Raw genomic sequence first — 16,290 nt, forward strand, 5'->3', positions numbered from 1 at the left:
CAACCGAAGATAAGCCGGAATCAGGCCTTGGGCTCTGCCCCAAGGTGTGAGTGGCGATAGGAATAGGCGAAATAAATCACCATGCCGATGGCCAGCCAGCCGAGGAAACGGATCCAGGTCACAACGGGCAGGAACATCATCAAGGCCCCGCAGGACAGGATGCCCAGAATGGGCAGGGTGTAACCGAAGGGGTTCTTGAACGGGCGCGGCAGCTCGGGCTGACGCATCCGCAAAACAATCACACCGAGGCTGACGAGCACAAACGCGGCCAGCGTGCCGATATTTACCAATTCGGCCAATTCGCCTAACGGCACCAGACCGGCAACGAGTGAAATCACCACGCCACAAATCACGATGATGCGCACCGGAGTCTTTGTATTGGGATGGACGCGCGCCAACTTGGCGGTGAGCAGGCCATCGCGGGACATGGCAAAGATGATCCGCGTCAGTGCGTAATACAGCACGAGCATCACCGTGGTCAGACCGGTAATCACACCCGTCGCGACCAGAGCAGAGGCCCAGTTGTACCCAAGCAATTGCAACGAGTAGGCCACAGGCGAAGAAACATTAAGCTTAGTGTATGACACAACACCCGTGAGCAACCCCGAAACCACAATATAAATGAGCGTACAAATAATCAGTGAAGCGATAATGCCGATGGGCACATCACGCTGGGGGTTGCGCGCCTCCTCCACCGCCGTCGAAACGGCATCGAAGCCCACATAGGCAAAAAACACGATCGACGCCCCGGCCAGAATACCGATCGGTCGGCCATCGTCCGCGTGCTCGAACCAGCCAAACGGGATGAAGGGCGTCCAGTTCTCCGGATGCACATTGAACCCCGCTACTGCGATGAATACGGTGATGGTCAAAAGCTTCACGAATACCATGGCCACATTGACGCGCGCCGATTCCCGCACGCCGATAATGAGCAGAACCATCAGCATGAGGATAATCAGCGACGCGGGCAAGTTGATGATGCCGCCCATCGATGGCGCCTTGGTGAGCGCGGCGGGCAACCCCAATCCGATCGCCGTCAGCGCATTTTCGAAATACCCCGACCAACCGTTGGCCACTGCCGCGACCGAAACGGCATATTCGAGAATCAGATCCCAACCGACCATCCAGGCGATGATCTCGCCGAAAGCGGCATAACTGTAGCCGTAGGCACTGCCGGAACCACCCACTGAGGCGGCCAGTTCGGCATAGGCCAAGGCTGCGAAACCGCTGGCCAGACCCGCCAGAATGAAGGAGATAATGACGGCCGGGCCGGAATAAACGGCGGCCGCAATGCCGGTCAGCACGAAAATACCAGTACCGATAATCGCGCCGATACCCATGAATGTCAGGTCGAAGGCGCCCAGACAACGTTTCAGACCCGAATCACAAAAGGCGGCAGGGCTGGCAGGTTTGGTTCGGAATAAATTCATAAGGCGGCGGGTTCCTTAAATCAAAAATGACCATTGAATTAAAAGATGACCATCTGACGACAATCCCTGTTCCGTCCGATTCTAGCCCGAAAAATGGTGAATTGGTTCAATTTTGTCCCGCACACCACTCGATATCTGCCTTATAACAATCAAGGAATTAATCAGAGGTTCCTTAACGTCCACCCGGTTGACAGCTATAATTGTCGATCCTCTATCATCGACCAGCAGCGAGATTCTCATGGCCGTCCGCAAAACCTCGACCGCCGCGCACACGATTGAAGCCGGGAATCCGGATGTGATCGCTCAATACGAACGTAGCATGAGCGAGCTGGAACAAATCGTCGCCCGGCTGGAACAGGGTGAAACCTCATTGGAGCAATCCCTGGCCGATTACGAGCGCGGAGCCCTTCTGGCCCGACAGTGCGAACAGGCGCTCAAGGCCGCAGAACAGCGAATTGAAGCACTCATGCAGTCCGACGAGGAAGAATCACCGAGGAAAAACGGTAAGAAAGACAATCCAAAACCACAGCCCGACCTGCCGCCAGCCGATGCCTTCTTTGATGTTTGATCACCTCAGGCTTGATATCGCCACCTTCCAATCGTGGCAGCGGGATTTTCAGGCAGCGTTCGAAATCCGGCTCAAACAGCGGCTGGACGACATTCTGGGCGAATCCCCACAGCGGTTGAAAGATGCCATCGGCCACGCCGTCATCGACGGTGGCAAGCGGCTGCGTCCGATGCTGGTGATTCTGGGCGCCAGTCTGGACAACACGCCCGGCGGCCTCCCCGACCCGAACGATCCCCGGCTCGAACAGTTATGGAATGCTGCCGTCGCCATTGAGTTGATCCACGGCTACTCGCTCATCCATGACGACTTGCCAAGCATGGACAACGACGATCTGCGCCGGGGCAAACCCACCGTCCACCGCGCTTTTGATGAAGCCACCGCCATTCTGGCTGGCGATGCGCTGCAGTCTCTGGCTTTCAGTTTGCTTGCAGATGCGCCGAAAACCGATGTTGAGACCCGTCTTCACTGGGTTTCACTGCTCAGCACCGGCGCGAACCGGATGGTGTTCGGCCAGCAACTCGATTTGAATCCACCTGCGCAGATACCGGCATTGGCTGAACTCACCCGGATGCACGAACTGAAAACCGGCGCCTTGCTGTATGCCGCCCTGATGATGGGGGCGAGTGGATGCTCGGCCGAAGATCGCGCAGCGCTGGAAGCATTCATTCGCCCGCTCGGGCTCGCCTTCCAGATCCAGGATGACATCCTTGACGCCACCGGCAGCGCCGAACAACTGGGCAAAACGCCCGGCAAAGATGCGGCCGACCATAAATATTCTTATGTGACAGTGTTGCGACTGGACGCAGCACGCGCCCATCTTAACGCCACCATGCGTGATGCGCTCAATGCCCTCGAACCCATGGGTGCACGTGCCTGTGGCCTGCGCGCCTGCGCCCGCTTTGTTTTGATGCGGGATCATTGATGAGTCACGTGCCCAACGAACCGACCGATTTCAACCTGCTCGATTTGATCGACCAACCGGCCGACCTGCGCCGCCTGCCCAAGCGGCACCTTGTCCAGCTCGCCGCCCAGTTGCGCGCCGAACTGATCGAGCGCGTCGCACAAACGGGTGGTCATCTGGCGGCCAATCTCGGCGTCATCGAACTGACCATCGCGCTGCATTACGTTTTCAACACGCCCGATGATCGACTGATCTGGGATGTCGGTCACCAGAGCTATGGACACAAGATGCTCACCGGGCGCCGCGAAGCCATGTCCGGACTGCGTATGCGGGATGGCATATCCGGTTTCACACGCCGTGCGGAAAGTGATTTCGATCCCTTTGGGACCGGGCATTCCAGCACCTCGATCAGTGCCGCGCTTGGCATGGCAGTCGCGGCCAAATTGCGCGGCGAGGACCACCATGCCGTCGCGGTGATCGGTGATGGCGCACTCACGGCCGGGCAGGCCTTCGAAGCGCTCAACCACGCGGGCGACATGAAGGCGAATCTCTTGGTCGTGCTCAACGATAATGAGATGAGCATTTCCAGGAACGTCGGCGCGCTCAATCAGCACCTCACCCGACTTCGCAGCAATCCGGTTGTGAACAAATTGCGCCAGGGTGGTCAGAACCTGCTGTCTCAAACCGGGCCCTTGGGTGAAATCCTTAACACCACCCGCGTCGGCTTGCGCGATGGCATGAAACACTTGCTGGGCGTTACCAGCCTGTTCGAAGAATTGGGCTTTGCCTACTTCGGCCCGATCGACGGCCACGATCTGCCCCTGCTTGTTGACACGCTGGAGAACCTGCGGCGCCAGACCGGTCCGCGCTTGCTGCACGTTGTCACTCAAAAAGGCCGGGGATTCAACCCGGCAGAACTCGATCCGGTCCGTTATCACGGCGTCGGCAAATTCGATCCGAAAAAAGTAATCAAGCTCGAACCGCAATCCGTCAGCCAAGGCACGGCTCAAAAAACACCGCCACCCAAAACCTGGACAATGGCATTTGGTGACTGGCTCGATACGCAAGGCAGCGATCCGTCGGTCGTCGTGATCACGCCCGCCATGATCGAAGGCTCCGGCCTGGCCGGTTTTGTCGCGCGTCATCCGCAGCGCTGCTTCGATGTCGGCATTGCCGAGCAACACGCCGTCACCTTCGCCGGTGGTCTTGCGGCAGAAGGCATGCGACCTGTCGTCGCCATTTACTCCACCTTCCTGCAGCGCGCCTGGGATCAGGTCATTCACGACATAGCCCTGCAAAACCTGCCGGTACTGTTCGCCGTGGATCGGGCCGGACTGGTCGGGCCGGATGGCGCAACCCATGCCGGCAGCTTCGATCTAGCATTCGGGCAGGCCGTGCCGAATCTGAAAATCGCCGTGCCCGCCGATGCCGCCGATCTTCATGCCGCGCTGGATTGGGGCATTGCTGCCGATTCACCCGTACTGGTGCGTTACCCTCGCGGCGAATGTCCGGCCGATCTCGGTGGCGAAGCCGCGCGCACCCCGTTGGGGCTACGCGTCCGGCGACGGGCAGACGAACCCCGGCGCAGCCTGCTGGTCATCGCGCTGGGCTCCAAGGTGCAAACGGCATTGAAAGCCAGCGCCGATCTGGCAGCCACCGTGGTTGACCTGCGCTGGGCCAAACCCGTCGACTGGCCTGCCCTGCTGCCGCTGATTGAGGAACACGCCGCCTGGATGATTATTGAAGAAGGCAGCAAACTCGGCGGCATCGGCGCCAGCATGATTGCGCACACGACCGAATTGGGCCTGTTCAAACCGGTCAAACACATGGCGCTGCCCGACACGTTCATTGAGCACGGCACTCGTGGAGAATGCCTTGCCGATTGCGGACTTGACGAACGTAGTCTAAACAGTACGATGTCCGATTTTTTACGGCAGGTACTGCCCGCATGAACACCATCGCCTCAACAGCCGCACTTGAGCCAATTTTTGATCGCGTAAACAATCAGTTGGCCGCACCAAACGGGCAATTTTGCCTCACGGTCACCGCGGATTTCGCCGCCGCCCATCAATTGCACGGCTACGAGGGCAACTGCGCGCGATTACATGGCCATAACTGGAAGATCATCGTCGAAGTAACCGGCCAAAAGCTCGATGACGTCGGCATGGTCATCGATTTCAAGGCCATGAAAAAAGCCGCGCGGGAAGCAGCCAAGACACTGGATCACCAGTTTCTGAACCAGATCGAACCGTTTGACCGGATCAACCCGACCGCCGAACACATCGCCGTCTGGTTCTTTGTGGAGTTGAGCCGGATGCTCAACCAGCCCTACGCCCGCGTGAGTGCCATTACGGTATGGGAAAACGATTATTCCGCCGTCACCTACCGTGCCTGACCCAGATGTTATCCAAATCGGGTTCTTGACACGTTTGCTATCCTTTATCCCTTCGTCTTCACCTTACGAATCTGACAGGAATCTTCTCCCATGACCCAGAGCGCCATGCCTGATGTGCAATCTTCATTCGATCCACGCAATATCGAGATCGACCGTGTGGGCATCAAGGCCATCCGGCATCCGCTCACCGTGGTTGATGGCGATTATCGTCAAGCGACAATCGCAGAATGCGAACTGACCGTCGCTCTGCCTGCAGACAAGAAAGGCACGCACATGTCCCGGTTTGTCGCGCTGTTGAATGCCGAGCCGCTGGTTTTATCGCTGGCCACCCTGCCTGACTGGATACGCCGCATGGCCGAATTACTGCACGCGAACACCGCCGATGCGCACTTCAATATGCCGTTCTTCGTGGAAAAATCCGCGCCCGTCAGCGGCCAGAAAGCCCTGATGGACTATCAACTGAGCCTGAGCGGTCATCTGGACGCTCAAGGACAGGTTGAAACCCGGCTTGAACTCGTTGTACCCGTCACCAGCCTGTGCCCCTGTTCCAAGGAGATTTCAACTTATGGCGCGCACAACCAGCGCTCACATGTGACCGTCACGGCCTGCGTCACCGATGCGTCCCTGTCGATTGTCGATTTAATCGGCAAGATTGAAGATCAAGGCTCCTGCGCATTGTGGGGATTGCTCAAGCGACCTGATGAAAAGTTCATTACCGAATATGCCTTCGACCATCCCAAGTTCGTCGAAGACATGATCCGCGACGTGGCAGGCACCTTGGCTGATTACCCCGGCATCGCGGGCTATCGGGTCACCGTAGAAAACTTCGAGTCGATTCACAACCACTCGGCCTGGGCTGTGATCGATCGCCTAGGGAAGCGCTGATTTATTCAGTGCTTCCCGCTTGGGGCAGGATGCCCCAACACGAATAAAGACGTAAGTCTTTGATTCGTGGGAGCCAGCGCGGGCGTGTACCGCGATGAGCGAGCTGATTTGTTCCATGGATGGAATAAATCAGCATTTACCTAGGATCATAATTGCGGGCTTCTCGATAAATTTTCTGGCAGCCCCTGCGCCTTAGTCGCTGCATTTCGGCTAATGGCTACTCAACGCCCCCGGTTGCAGACGGCCACCGAACAGGTCGTTCGCGTTGGCGTCCAGTCGTTCCACGAGCGCGTCTACTTCCATCACAAACAATTTTGCAAGCACATCGAGCTGTTCGACAATGAAGGCAGGTTCATTCGCCTCGCCCCGGTGCGCATGTCCGGGCTGGTTCGGCGCATCGGATTCGAGCAACAATGCCTCGATGGGCAAAGCGCCTAACATGGCCCGCAATCGTGTGGCGCGCGGATGGGTGATTGCCGCGCCGACACCGATATAGAATCCCTGCTCGATCAACTGACGGGCCTGCTGCAACGAGCCGGTAAAACCATGCACGACGCCCCGAAGCGTGGGATGGCGCCGGATGACGGACAGCAACTTATCCGCGGATTTGCGTTCATGCAGAATCACCGGCAGCCTGTGCTGCAAGGCGATATCCACCTGCCCGAGAAAGAGTTCGGTCTGACGCGCCGCATCCGGCATCTTGGGCGCAAAATCCAGCCCGATTTCACCGATCGCCAGCACCCGGTCGCCTTCCTGTTCAATCCAGCGCGCTAAAGCCTTCAGCGCGGCGCTCGGTTCGAGCCGATCCGCCCACCAGGGATGCACGCCATACGCGAGACCAACCGAGACTCCGAGGTTACGAGCCATCTGCGCCACTTCGTTCTGTTTTCCCCACTGATCGGGTGCGACACCCACGCAAAGCAGGCCATCAACACCTGCCTGTCGCATACGCGCCACCACGTCGGCCAATGATCGTGATGCAACCAGATCTTCAAGGTGACAATGTGTATCGAACATCAAATACCAGTTTTGTTATCTATTGAAACCATCACACCGGCACCCTCCACACATTCGGCTCAATAAATCGAGTATTCTGCCGATGACAGAGAACAACCCTGTGATCCCTGAGCACTTGAAATGAGAGCACTGTTTTGAATCCAGCAACCCTGTTAGGCATTTTTGGCGGATTTGGCATTGTCATCGGTGCAATTTTCCTGTCATCGAACCATGTGTCGGACTACTTCAGCCCAACGAGCCTGTTCCTCGTGCTGGGCGGAACGATTGCGGCCACGCTGATCAGTTATCCGTTGCACGAAGTGTTGCGGGTTTTCCGCGTTTTCACGATTGTACTGCGCAACGAGCGTCTGTATACCGAGCGCGATATTGCAGAATTGGTCGATGTGGCCAAACTCAAGTTTCAGGGGCAGATCAACCGAGCAGATGAGAGGCTCACCAAAATCAACAATCCCTTCCTGAGAACCGGGATGCAGATGGTGCTGGACGGCGCATCGAATGAGGACATCATGACCCTGCTGCAATGGCGAATCGGCCGGATGCGCGCCCGCGAACGCGCCGAGGCGCAGATTTTTCGCACCATGGCCGCCTTCGCCCCCGCATTCGGCATGCTGGGCACCCTACTCGGGCTGATCAACATGCTCCATGCCATGGACGCCGCGCACTTCGCGGACATCGGCGTGAACATGGCACTGGCGCTGATCACAACGCTCTACGGCATTCTCCTCGCCAACATGATTTTCAAGCCCATTGCGCTCAAACTGGAACGCCGGACCGAGCAAAGGGTGATGGTCATGAACATGATGGTCGAAGGCGTGATGCTGATGCAGCAACAACGCTCCCCTGCGTTCATCCGCGAAACGCTGCAATCCTTCCTCGCACAGAGCGAAGATGAACTGCGCGAGGGAGCCAGCCAGCCCGGCAAACGTACGGGTTCGGTACGCGGCACACGCTAAGCGCAACAGCCATGAATAGCCAGAAGCCTCCGCCTGATGACACGCTGAACGATCAAGTGACTCAGAGCATCCAGTCGGAGATCGAACTCGCCGAAAAAACAGGCGTGTTTTCACGGCCATGGCACGAAGGTTGGGAAGAAGATGCCCATCTGATCGAAGATGACCAATCGTTCTGGTTGCTTACCATGGTCGATTTGATGACGCTGCTGCTGACGATGTTTGTCCTGCTCGCCGCCTACGCGTATCAGAGCAAGGACAATACCGTCACCATGGTTGCCAGCAGCGGCAGCACGCAGCAGGCACAAAAAGTGGATAAAACCCCCACGCCCCAGACCGGCCCGATGCCAACCACACAAATCTCGCCGGGAGAAACGCCGACCCAGGGCAATATTCCGCAGACTGGCAATGCGCTGATTGGCAAAGCGGGCACACAACCACCGATCAGTCCGAATGAACCCACGGCTAATCCGCCCGTGCCTGCCATGACGGACGAGTCCGTTCAGAATCAGGCCCGTGCCCTGTTCTCGGGCTTAGGCAAAGATGTCGATGTTTCTGTGGTCAAAGGGCGCATTAATCTTCGCGTTAAAGACAATATCCTCTTTTCCTCGGGCAATTCGGCGCTCTCGGCTGCCGGCATACAATTGCTCAAACGTTTGGCTGACCGCCTCAAGGCAGGCGATTATCCCATTGCCGTTCAGGGCCACACGGACAACGTGCCAATCCATACCCTGCAATTTCCCTCTAATTGGGAACTCTCCGCGGCGCGGGCGGCGGCTGTGGTACAAGCACTGATCGCCAGTGGCGTTCAACCGGAGCGGCTTTCGGCCATTGGCTTTGCCGACACGCACCCGATCGCCTCGAACGACACAGCCAGCGGCCGGGCGGAAAATCGCCGGGTCGATCTGGAATTACAACTGCCCGCCAGCATGCTGTCCAAAGTTTTAGCGGGAACCAAACCCGCATCCGCGGCCCAGCCTGCAAGTCAGCCATAAAAGCGAGCAAGGAAAACCCCATGATGCAGCAGACCGATCACCCCCCCGCCAGCACTACTTCCAATGAGGCTGCCTGGAAACTCCATCCGCAATTGCTGGCCGATTCCATACCGGTCACAGAACTGCCCACCTGCGCCATACGTCTGCTCGACGATGCCCGCTTCCCCTGGATTCTGTTGATCCCGCGTGTTGCCGGGCTCACACAATGGTTGGACATGCCACAGGACATCGCCCATCAGGTGCTCGATGAGGTGCACGAAGTCCAACAGGTATTGCAGCAAATATTTACCCCCATCCGCATCAACTTCGCCGCAATCGGCAATCGGGTGGACCAGTTACACATTCACTGCGTCGCCCGTTTCAGCAATGATGCTGCGTGGCCGGATGTTGTCTGGGGGCATGGCGCACGCCAACCCTACAATCCGCTTGATCGACTGACCCGGGCAAACGCAATCGCCGCTGGACTCAAAAGCCACTCTCGGCGACACTCTAGCAATTGAAGGAATGACTGAATAAACTGCTCGCACCGAGCCAATCGAAATTTGTGTTTCAGATTGATGCCATTTCCCTGACGACTGATCGTCACGCGGAAATAACGGCACCTGCCTGTGCCGCAGAACCTCTAGGAAAGGCCTGCACAAATGCAGAGATTCCCTAGGCTTTTCAGAGGTTTCTTGGTCGTAAAACCCATAAGGACAACCGGTTATGCGCATCGTGCCTTTATCGCTCCAATTTTTGATGTTTCTCGGCCTCCAGGTCGCCTTGAGCCTCGGTTTGGTTTTCTATCTCAACACACTCGCCAACAGTAACTTCCAGACGTTCCAGCGTGCGAGTTCGGGGTTTGTAGAATCCAGTAAAACCATCGAAACATTACGGAAATCATTCGCAGCCACCAGTGCCCAGATCGAGCAGATCACAAGCCAGTTTTCGGCGGGGCAGCGAGTAGACGTACGCGATCAGGTACTGGCTCTTCAGCAGGTTGCTGCGGCCATCCGCACCGATACCGCGTTGGCCGGTCTGCGGGGTGTCGCCGGTGCCCAGATCAATGCGCTGTCCAGAAGTATCGATCAGCAGGCACAAGCATTGATCAATGCCGCTGCGGCAACGGCATCTGCCACACCCGCCGAAGTCAAAGACATACAAAGTCAGCTCCGCAAGGAACGCAGTCGCATCATGGTGGACGATTTCGGTGCGTTGATCAGCGCCGCCAATCAGAATCTGGAAGATACCATGGCGCTGTTACGCGGTTCGACCGAATCGTTGAGCAGCCAGTACCAGACCCTGTTGATCCTGTTTATCGTGTTGCAGATCGCCCTGATGATGACGGCTCTGTGGTACTTCAACCACCAGATCAAGCAGTTGGCGGATATTACGGATCGACTGATCGATGGCGAGGCCACCGCTGCCCTGCCCCAGCAAAAACGTCACGATCAGATCGGTCGTCTGGCCCGAGCTGTCCAGCATTTTAGAACCACGCTGATCACCCTTTCCGATTCACGAGAGCAACTCAAAGCCATCCTGAAGAAACACGATCAGGAAACCCTGAGCCGTCGCAAGGCGGAAAAACAGCTCGCACTGACCGCTTCGGTGTTCGAAAACGTGCAGGAAGCCGTTCTCCTGACCGATATTTCAGGGCACGTGACCCGGGCCAACGCGGTGGCTCAGGAGATGCTGCACAGCACGGAGAAACAACTAGCGGCCAAACCCCTGCTCGAATTCCTGCTGGGACATGATGCCGCCGTGCTCGAACCGCTCTGGCGTCAGGTACTGGAACAGGGTTACTGGTCAGGCGAGGTGGAGTTCACCCCGGAAAATGCCCCCACCATCACAGCATTGATCTCGATCAAGCTCATGGGCGAAGCGCGTGAAGGCCGGGGCCATGTGATCTTCGTACTCAGCGATCACACTGAAATTCGGGCACGTGAAGCAAAAATGCGTTTCCTCGCCGAGCAGGACACGGTAACCGGGCTATACAACCGTCACTATTTCATGACACAGGGCGAAAAACGGATTGCGCAGCATCCAAATTCATCGTTCAGCATCGTTTTGATCGGTATCGATAATTTCCGCTCTATCAATGATGCATTGGGTCACCACGATGGCGATCAAGTCCTTGTCGAGATCGGGCGTGCCCTTGCTGCCCTGCTGCCCGCAAGCGCGGTACTGGCGCGTGTCGATGGTGATGAATTTGCCTTCTACTGGACGCCAAAAGATGAACAGAACCAGGAAGAAGAACTCCGCGCATTCGCCGAGCGTGCGCTGGCTGCGGCTCGCCAGCCTATGCATATCAACAGCTATCAGATCACGTTGAAAATCAGCGCGGGGACGAGCACCTATCCCAACGATGGCGACAATATCGAGGATCTGATCAAAACCAACGATATCGCCCTGTCGATGGCGAAGTCAGAAGGCGGTGATCGTCTCTATATGCACGGCGCACAGGCTCAAAACCTTGCGCGGCGACGGTTCATGCTGCAACAGGCTTTGGACAAGGCGCTGGGTAAACGCGAGTTGCGTCTGAGTTACCAGCCACAGGTTTCGCTGGCGAATGGTCAAATCTCCGGCTTCGAGGTTCTGATGCGCTGGCGTCATGGCGGCGAATGGGTTTCCCCGGCAGAATTCATTCCGCTCGCAGAAGAAACCGACACCATTGTGCGCATCACCGAATGGGCCTTCACCGAGGCCTGTAACCGGATTCGCGAGTGGCAGCGGCAAACACAGGATACATTTACGGTCTCGGTTAATTTACCGCCACGCCTGCTGTTAATCGATAAAATCAACGAGCGGCTGGTCAACATTGCAAAGCAGGCCGGCTTACCCCTTTCATCGATCACACTTGAGGTTACCGAGAGCAGCTTCGGCAGCGATCCGAGTCTGATGTCAGACCAATTGCATCGCTTGGCCATGCAAGGCTTCACGATCGCAATCGACGATTTCGGCACAGGCTATTCTTCGTTGGCCTATCTGAGCACGCTGCCCATTTCCAAGATCAAGATCGACAAGAAATTCGTGGATCTGATCAGCGAAGATGCCGAGTCGTGCAAACTCCTCAGATCCATTTTTGCAATGGCCGAATCACTGGAGCTGGATATCGTGGTCGAGGGCGTGGAGACTGTCGACCAATTGGTTCTGCTCAAGAAATTTGATGTGCGCATGGATATTCAGGGATTCGTTTTCGAACCGGCGCAAAACGAGGACTTCTGGGAAGGTTTGTTTCTGGAAGGCAAGCCCCATGTCTATGAAGTTCCGGATTTGCGATCACCCAAGCAGAAGGCTGCCCCGGAGGGCAACAATCCAGTTACATTCAATTAGCAATCCAATTCAACCGATATGGACACGGGGCGAATTTGTTCGTGTTGGGGCATCCTGCCCCAAGCGGGAAACACTGAATAAATCAGCGCTTTCCTAGTGCGCTTCGGCCCAACTTTTACCAACCCCCATACCCACCTCGATGGGCACATTCAATTTTGCAGCCCCTGTCATTTCTGCGCGGATGATCGGCTCGATCTCGGCAACATCAGACTCGGGCACCTCGAAGATCAATTCATCGTGCACCTGCAAAATCATCCGGGCTCGCCCGGGCACCACCAACAGCTTATGCAAGGCGATCATCGCTATCTTGATGATGTCCGCGGCCGTACCCTGCATCGGCGCGTTGATGGCGGTACGCTCGGCGTATTGGCGTCGCTGGCCATTGCGACTGTGAATCTCCGGCAAATACAGGCGGCGACCGAATACGGTTTCCACATAACCCATTTGACGCGCCTGTTGCCGCATCCGCTCCATGTACTTCGCCACCCCGGGATAGCGGGCAAAATACAGATCGATATAGGCCTGTGCCTCGCCACGTGAGACATCAAGCTGCTTGGCCAACCCGAAGGCGGACATGCCATAAATCAAACCAAAATTAATGGCTTTGGCCGCACGGCGCTGATTGTCCGACACCTCGGCTTCCTTGATGCCGAACACCTCCGCCGCCGTGGCACGGTGAATATCTTCTCCGGCGGCAAAGGCTGCGCACAGACGCTCATCCTCGGACAGATGCGCCATAATGCGCAATTCAATCTGCGAATAGTCTGCTGAAATGAGTTTATACCCCGGATCGGCGACAAATGCCTGCCTGATCCGCCGCCCTTCTTCACTGCGAATCGGGATGTTCTGCAGGTTCGGATTGGATGAAGAAAGCCGCCCGGTCGCGGTCACGGCTTGATGAAAGGCACTGTGTACCCGTCCGGTATGGGCATGGATGTCTTCGGGCAATCGGTCGATATAGGTTGATTTGAGCTTCGTGAGCCCGCGGTAATCGAGAATCAATGCGGGCAAGGGATGGCTACCTACCAGCTCGCCAAGCGCCTCTTCGTCGGTCGAAGGCTCGCCTTTTGGCGTTTTCTTGCCCACGGGCAGCTTGAGTTCATCGAACAACAATTCCTTGAGTTGTTTGGTCGATCCCAGATTGAATTCGCGCCCGGCCGCCTTGAACGCGGCCTGCTCCACCGCGGCAATCCGCGCACCGATGGCTTTGCCCTGAATTGCAAGCTCGTCCCGATCCACCCGCACCCCCGCGCGCTCCATGGCCACCAGAACTTCAATCAGCGGTTGCTCGATCTGCTCGTAAACAGAGCGCAAACCAGGCTCGGCGGAGAGTTTCGCCCAGAGGCACTGCTGCAATTGCCGGGTAACATCCGCATCCTCAGCCGCATAAGGGCCTGCCTGCTCAAGGTGAATCTCGGGGAAGCTCAGTGCCTTTGCGCCCTTACCGGCAATATCTTCGAACGTGATGGTCGAACGCCCAAGGTATTTTGCCGCCAGTGAATCCATGTCATGCCGTGTGGCGGTCGAATCCAGCACATAGGATTCGAGCATCGTGTCGAATTTCACGCCACGCAGCGTGATGCCATGATTGGCCAACATGTGAGTGTCGAACTTGGCGTTCTGCATCACCTTGATACGAGATGCGTCTTCGAGCCAGGGCTTGAGATCGGCCAGCACCGTGTCCCGATCCAGTTGCGCCGGTGCGCCGGGATAGTTGTGCGCCAGCGGCACATAAGCCGCGTGATTGTCTTCAATCGAAAACGAAACCCCGACGATCCGGCCATCGAACAAATCCAGTGCATCGGTTTCGGTATCGAAGGCCACCCATTGTGTTTTCTTGTCCACGTTTATGATTTGTTCCAGCCAACGCTGCCAGTCCGCGTCCGTCAGGATGGTTTCGTACATCGGCGGATCATTCAGAGCCAATTGCCCATCATCCGAAGAAGTTTGCTTGGCATCCTGCCCGGGTGCAGGATCGGAAGCCGGGTCCGAAGGCGCTGGTGAAAATTGTCTGCGTAGGGTATTGAGTCCGAACCGCTCCGCCAGCGCCAGAACCTTGTCGACATCCGGGGCCTGCACGGCAAGATCGCTCAAGGAAATGGGCAAGTCGCAATCGGTACGAATCGTCACCAGATCCCGGCCAATGGGCAGAAAATCACGGGCAGCCCGCAATGCCTCGCCCACCTTGCCCTTGATCTGATCGGCATGGGCCATCAGGTTATCCAGCGATTGCCATTCGTTGAGCCATTTGGCGGCTGTTTTCGGGCCGCATCCCGGCACACCGGGGATGTTGTCGACAGTATCGCCGACCAGCGTGAGGTAATCGATGAACTGAGCGGCGGTAATGCCGTATTTCGCCTCGATGGCCGCTTCATCCAGCACCGTGTTGCTCATGGTATTGACCAGACGAATACCCTCGGTCACCAACTGCGCGAAGTCCTTGTCGGCGGTCGCCACCAGCACCGATTCGCCTTTCTGCCGCGCCTGATGCATCAAGGTGCCGATCACGTCATCCGCTTCCACGCCCGGAACGCACAGCAACGGAAAACCCAGCGCACGCACCAGTTCATGCACCGGCTCGATCTGCACGCGCAGGTCGTCTGGCAAGGGTGGGCGCTGTGCTTTGTAGGCAGGATAGATCTTGTCGCGAAAGGTAGGACCGGGCGCATCGAACACCACGGCCATGCGCTCGGGATTTTCCTCTCGCCGAAGTTTCTGCAACATATTGATCACGCCGTGAATCGCACCCGTCGGCGTGCCATCCGGTGCCGTCAGAGGCGGCAGCGCATGAAAGGCGCGGAACAGGAACGAACTGCCATCCACCAGAATCAGCGGACTGGATGGTGCTGGCGAGGCGGGCTCGGCCACAGAGGCCACTTGCGAGGAAAAGAGATCATTCATGGTTGGTCATCGAAATTTGGCTTCAAGGTCGGTACTATGCCACATGCTCTTGGGCATAGGCTGCTGCCACGGGCGATTCGCCCGAGACGGCTCATTCAACCGGGCTAAAAAATAAACCACCAGATGACATCCACGCATGAGTCCAAAAATACCCAATCACCCCTCCCGCCTCGATAAGAGCGAACGACTGAGCCTCGAATCGTGGAAAATCTTCCAGATCATGGCCGAGTTCGTACAGGGCTATGAGACGCTGGCCAGCATCGAACCTGCGGTCACTATTTTCGGCTCCGCCCGATTTGCGCCCGATCATCCCCACTATCTGATGACCGTCGAAATCGCCCGGCTCCTCTCGGACGGCGGTTTTGCGGTTGTCTCCGGTGGCGGCCCCGGCATCATGGAGGCCGCGAACAAGGGTGCGAAGGAAGGTGGTGCGCCGAGTGTCGGTTTGAATATCACCCTGCCGCACGAGCAGCACGACAATCCTTATCAGGATATTTCCCTTCATTTTCAGCATTTTTTTGCGCGCAAGGTCATGTTCGTAAAATACGCCTCTGCCTATGTCGTCATGCCGGGTGGCTTCGGCACGCTGGATGAAATGGCGGAAATTCTCACCCTGGTACAAACCGGCAAGTCCCGCCGCATTCCCATCATTCTGGTGGGCACGGCGTTCTGGAGCGGCCTGCTGGATTGGTTCCGCCAGACACTGCTGCCCGAAGGCACCATCGGGGCGGATGATTTGGATCTGATGACCGTTTGTGATGAGCCACAAACCGTGGTCAATACCATTTTCGATTTCTACCGCAACCGAAATCTGGGCGCGACCGCCGAAGAACAGAAGAAACTGCTCGACCTGTAAGCGACGGAATAGGACGATTCACAGAAACCATTTTTCACATGGGCAGTTTTCGCATACGCTGCCCGCAAAACCAAGAGACC

General features: G+C 57.0%; 13 protein-coding genes. 10 read left to right on the forward strand and 3 right to left on the reverse strand.

Going from position 1 to position 16,290, the window contains the following annotated elements:
• Positions 1–20 precede the first annotated feature (20 nt).
• Positions 21–1,430, reverse strand: a complete 1,410-nt coding sequence (locus tag PHD44_RS04490; RefSeq protein WP_300188473.1) for an amino acid permease — start codon at positions 1,428–1,430, stop codon at positions 21–23.
• A 238-nt stretch (positions 1,431–1,668) separates the two neighbouring features.
• Here PHD44_RS04490 and PHD44_RS04495 point away from each other — a divergent pair, with 238 nt between their 5' ends.
• The 5 genes from PHD44_RS04495 to folE2 all read left to right on the forward strand — a co-directional run bounded on the left by PHD44_RS04495 (position 1,669) and on the right by folE2 (position 6,179).
• On the forward strand, positions 1,669–1,998 hold the full coding sequence (locus tag PHD44_RS04495; RefSeq protein ID WP_300188476.1) for an exodeoxyribonuclease VII small subunit: 330 nt from the start codon (positions 1,669–1,671) through the stop codon (positions 1,996–1,998).
• The gene (locus PHD44_RS04500; RefSeq protein ID WP_300188477.1) at positions 1,991–2,920 is read left to right on the forward strand and encodes a polyprenyl synthetase family protein; all 930 of its coding nucleotides are present in this window, start codon (positions 1,991–1,993) and stop codon (positions 2,918–2,920) included. Before PHD44_RS04495 ends, PHD44_RS04500 begins: the two co-directional genes overlap by 8 nt.
• Positions 2,920–4,851 (forward strand): 1-deoxy-D-xylulose-5-phosphate synthase, encoded by a 1,932-nt coding sequence (dxs, locus tag PHD44_RS04505; protein WP_300188480.1) that lies wholly within the window; start codon positions 2,920–2,922, stop codon positions 4,849–4,851. The genes PHD44_RS04500 and dxs overlap by 1 nt, the downstream gene beginning before the upstream one ends.
• Complete coding sequence (gene queD, locus PHD44_RS04510; RefSeq protein ID WP_300188482.1) at positions 4,848–5,294, forward strand: 6-carboxytetrahydropterin synthase QueD; 447 nt, start codon at positions 4,848–4,850, stop codon at positions 5,292–5,294. The genes dxs and queD overlap by 4 nt, the downstream gene beginning before the upstream one ends.
• A gap of 90 nt (positions 5,295–5,384) precedes the next feature.
• Positions 5,385–6,179, forward strand: coding sequence for a GTP cyclohydrolase FolE2 (gene folE2, locus PHD44_RS04515; protein ID WP_300188485.1), 795 nt, complete (start codon positions 5,385–5,387; stop codon positions 6,177–6,179).
• Positions 6,180–6,389: 210 nt separating this feature from the next.
• On the opposite strand, the gene PHD44_RS04520 is transcribed toward folE2, so the two are convergent.
• Complete coding sequence (locus tag PHD44_RS04520; protein WP_300188488.1) at positions 6,390–7,196, reverse strand: TatD family hydrolase; 807 nt, start codon at positions 7,194–7,196, stop codon at positions 6,390–6,392.
• A gap of 134 nt (positions 7,197–7,330) precedes the next feature.
• On the opposite strand from PHD44_RS04520, the gene PHD44_RS04525 reads away from it, so the two are divergent.
• The 4 genes from PHD44_RS04525 (at position 7,331) to PHD44_RS04540 (ending at position 12,453) form a co-directional block, all read left to right on the forward strand.
• A complete protein-coding gene (locus PHD44_RS04525) occupies positions 7,331–8,149 on the forward strand; it encodes a MotA/TolQ/ExbB proton channel family protein (RefSeq protein WP_300188490.1) in 819 nt (272 codons plus the stop codon).
• Between the two features lie 11 nt (positions 8,150–8,160).
• Positions 8,161–9,141: an OmpA family protein gene (locus PHD44_RS04530; protein WP_300188493.1), complete on the forward strand. Its 981-nt coding sequence runs from the start codon at positions 8,161–8,163 to the stop codon at positions 9,139–9,141.
• 20 nt (positions 9,142–9,161) lie between these two features.
• Complete coding sequence (locus PHD44_RS04535) at positions 9,162–9,641, forward strand: HIT family protein (RefSeq protein ID WP_300188495.1); 480 nt, start codon at positions 9,162–9,164, stop codon at positions 9,639–9,641.
• A 205-nt stretch (positions 9,642–9,846) separates the two neighbouring features.
• Complete coding sequence (locus tag PHD44_RS04540) at positions 9,847–12,453, forward strand: EAL domain-containing protein (RefSeq protein ID WP_300188498.1); 2,607 nt, start codon at positions 9,847–9,849, stop codon at positions 12,451–12,453.
• 93 nt (positions 12,454–12,546) lie between these two features.
• On the opposite strand, the gene polA is transcribed toward PHD44_RS04540, so the two are convergent.
• Positions 12,547–15,354 (reverse strand): DNA polymerase I, encoded by a 2,808-nt coding sequence (polA, locus tag PHD44_RS04545; RefSeq protein ID WP_300188500.1) that lies wholly within the window; start codon positions 15,352–15,354, stop codon positions 12,547–12,549.
• Positions 15,355–15,490: 136 nt separating this feature from the next.
• On the opposite strand from polA, the gene PHD44_RS04550 reads away from it, so the two are divergent.
• Positions 15,491–16,210: a TIGR00730 family Rossman fold protein gene (locus tag PHD44_RS04550; RefSeq protein WP_300188501.1), complete on the forward strand. Its 720-nt coding sequence runs from the start codon at positions 15,491–15,493 to the stop codon at positions 16,208–16,210.
• Positions 16,211–16,290 lie beyond the last annotated feature (80 nt).

Origin of the sequence: Halothiobacillus sp. (assembly GCF_028710545.1) — a bacterium.
In the GTDB taxonomy this organism is placed as follows: Bacteria; Pseudomonadota; Gammaproteobacteria; order Halothiobacillales; family Halothiobacillaceae; genus Halothiobacillus.

What these genes read in the sequence shown, in the direction of transcription:
- dxs (WP_300188480.1), top strand. Translation starts at nt 2,920, where the DNA reads ATGAGTCACGTGCCCAACGAACCGACCGATTTCAACCTGCTCGATTTG.
- PHD44_RS04500 (WP_300188477.1), top strand. Translation starts at nt 1,991, where the DNA reads ATGTTTGATCACCTCAGGCTTGATATCGCCACCTTCCAATCGTGGCAG.
- PHD44_RS04540 (WP_300188498.1), top strand. Translation starts at nt 9,847, where the DNA reads ATGCGCATCGTGCCTTTATCGCTCCAATTTTTGATGTTTCTCGGCCTC.
- PHD44_RS04490 (WP_300188473.1), bottom strand. Translation starts at nt 1,430, where the DNA reads ATGAATTTATTCCGAACCAAACCTGCCAGCCCTGCCGCCTTTTGTGAT.
- PHD44_RS04535 (WP_300188495.1), top strand. Translation starts at nt 9,162, where the DNA reads ATGATGCAGCAGACCGATCACCCCCCCGCCAGCACTACTTCCAATGAG.
- PHD44_RS04550 (WP_300188501.1), top strand. Translation starts at nt 15,491, where the DNA reads ATGAGTCCAAAAATACCCAATCACCCCTCCCGCCTCGATAAGAGCGAA.
- queD (WP_300188482.1), top strand. Translation starts at nt 4,848, where the DNA reads ATGAACACCATCGCCTCAACAGCCGCACTTGAGCCAATTTTTGATCGC.
- polA (WP_300188500.1), bottom strand. Translation starts at nt 15,354, where the DNA reads ATGAATGATCTCTTTTCCTCGCAAGTGGCCTCTGTGGCCGAGCCCGCC.
- PHD44_RS04530 (WP_300188493.1), top strand. Translation starts at nt 8,161, where the DNA reads ATGAATAGCCAGAAGCCTCCGCCTGATGACACGCTGAACGATCAAGTG.
- PHD44_RS04520 (WP_300188488.1), bottom strand. Translation starts at nt 7,196, where the DNA reads ATGTTCGATACACATTGTCACCTTGAAGATCTGGTTGCATCACGATCA.
- PHD44_RS04495 (WP_300188476.1), top strand. Translation starts at nt 1,669, where the DNA reads ATGGCCGTCCGCAAAACCTCGACCGCCGCGCACACGATTGAAGCCGGG.
- folE2 (WP_300188485.1), top strand. Translation starts at nt 5,385, where the DNA reads ATGACCCAGAGCGCCATGCCTGATGTGCAATCTTCATTCGATCCACGC.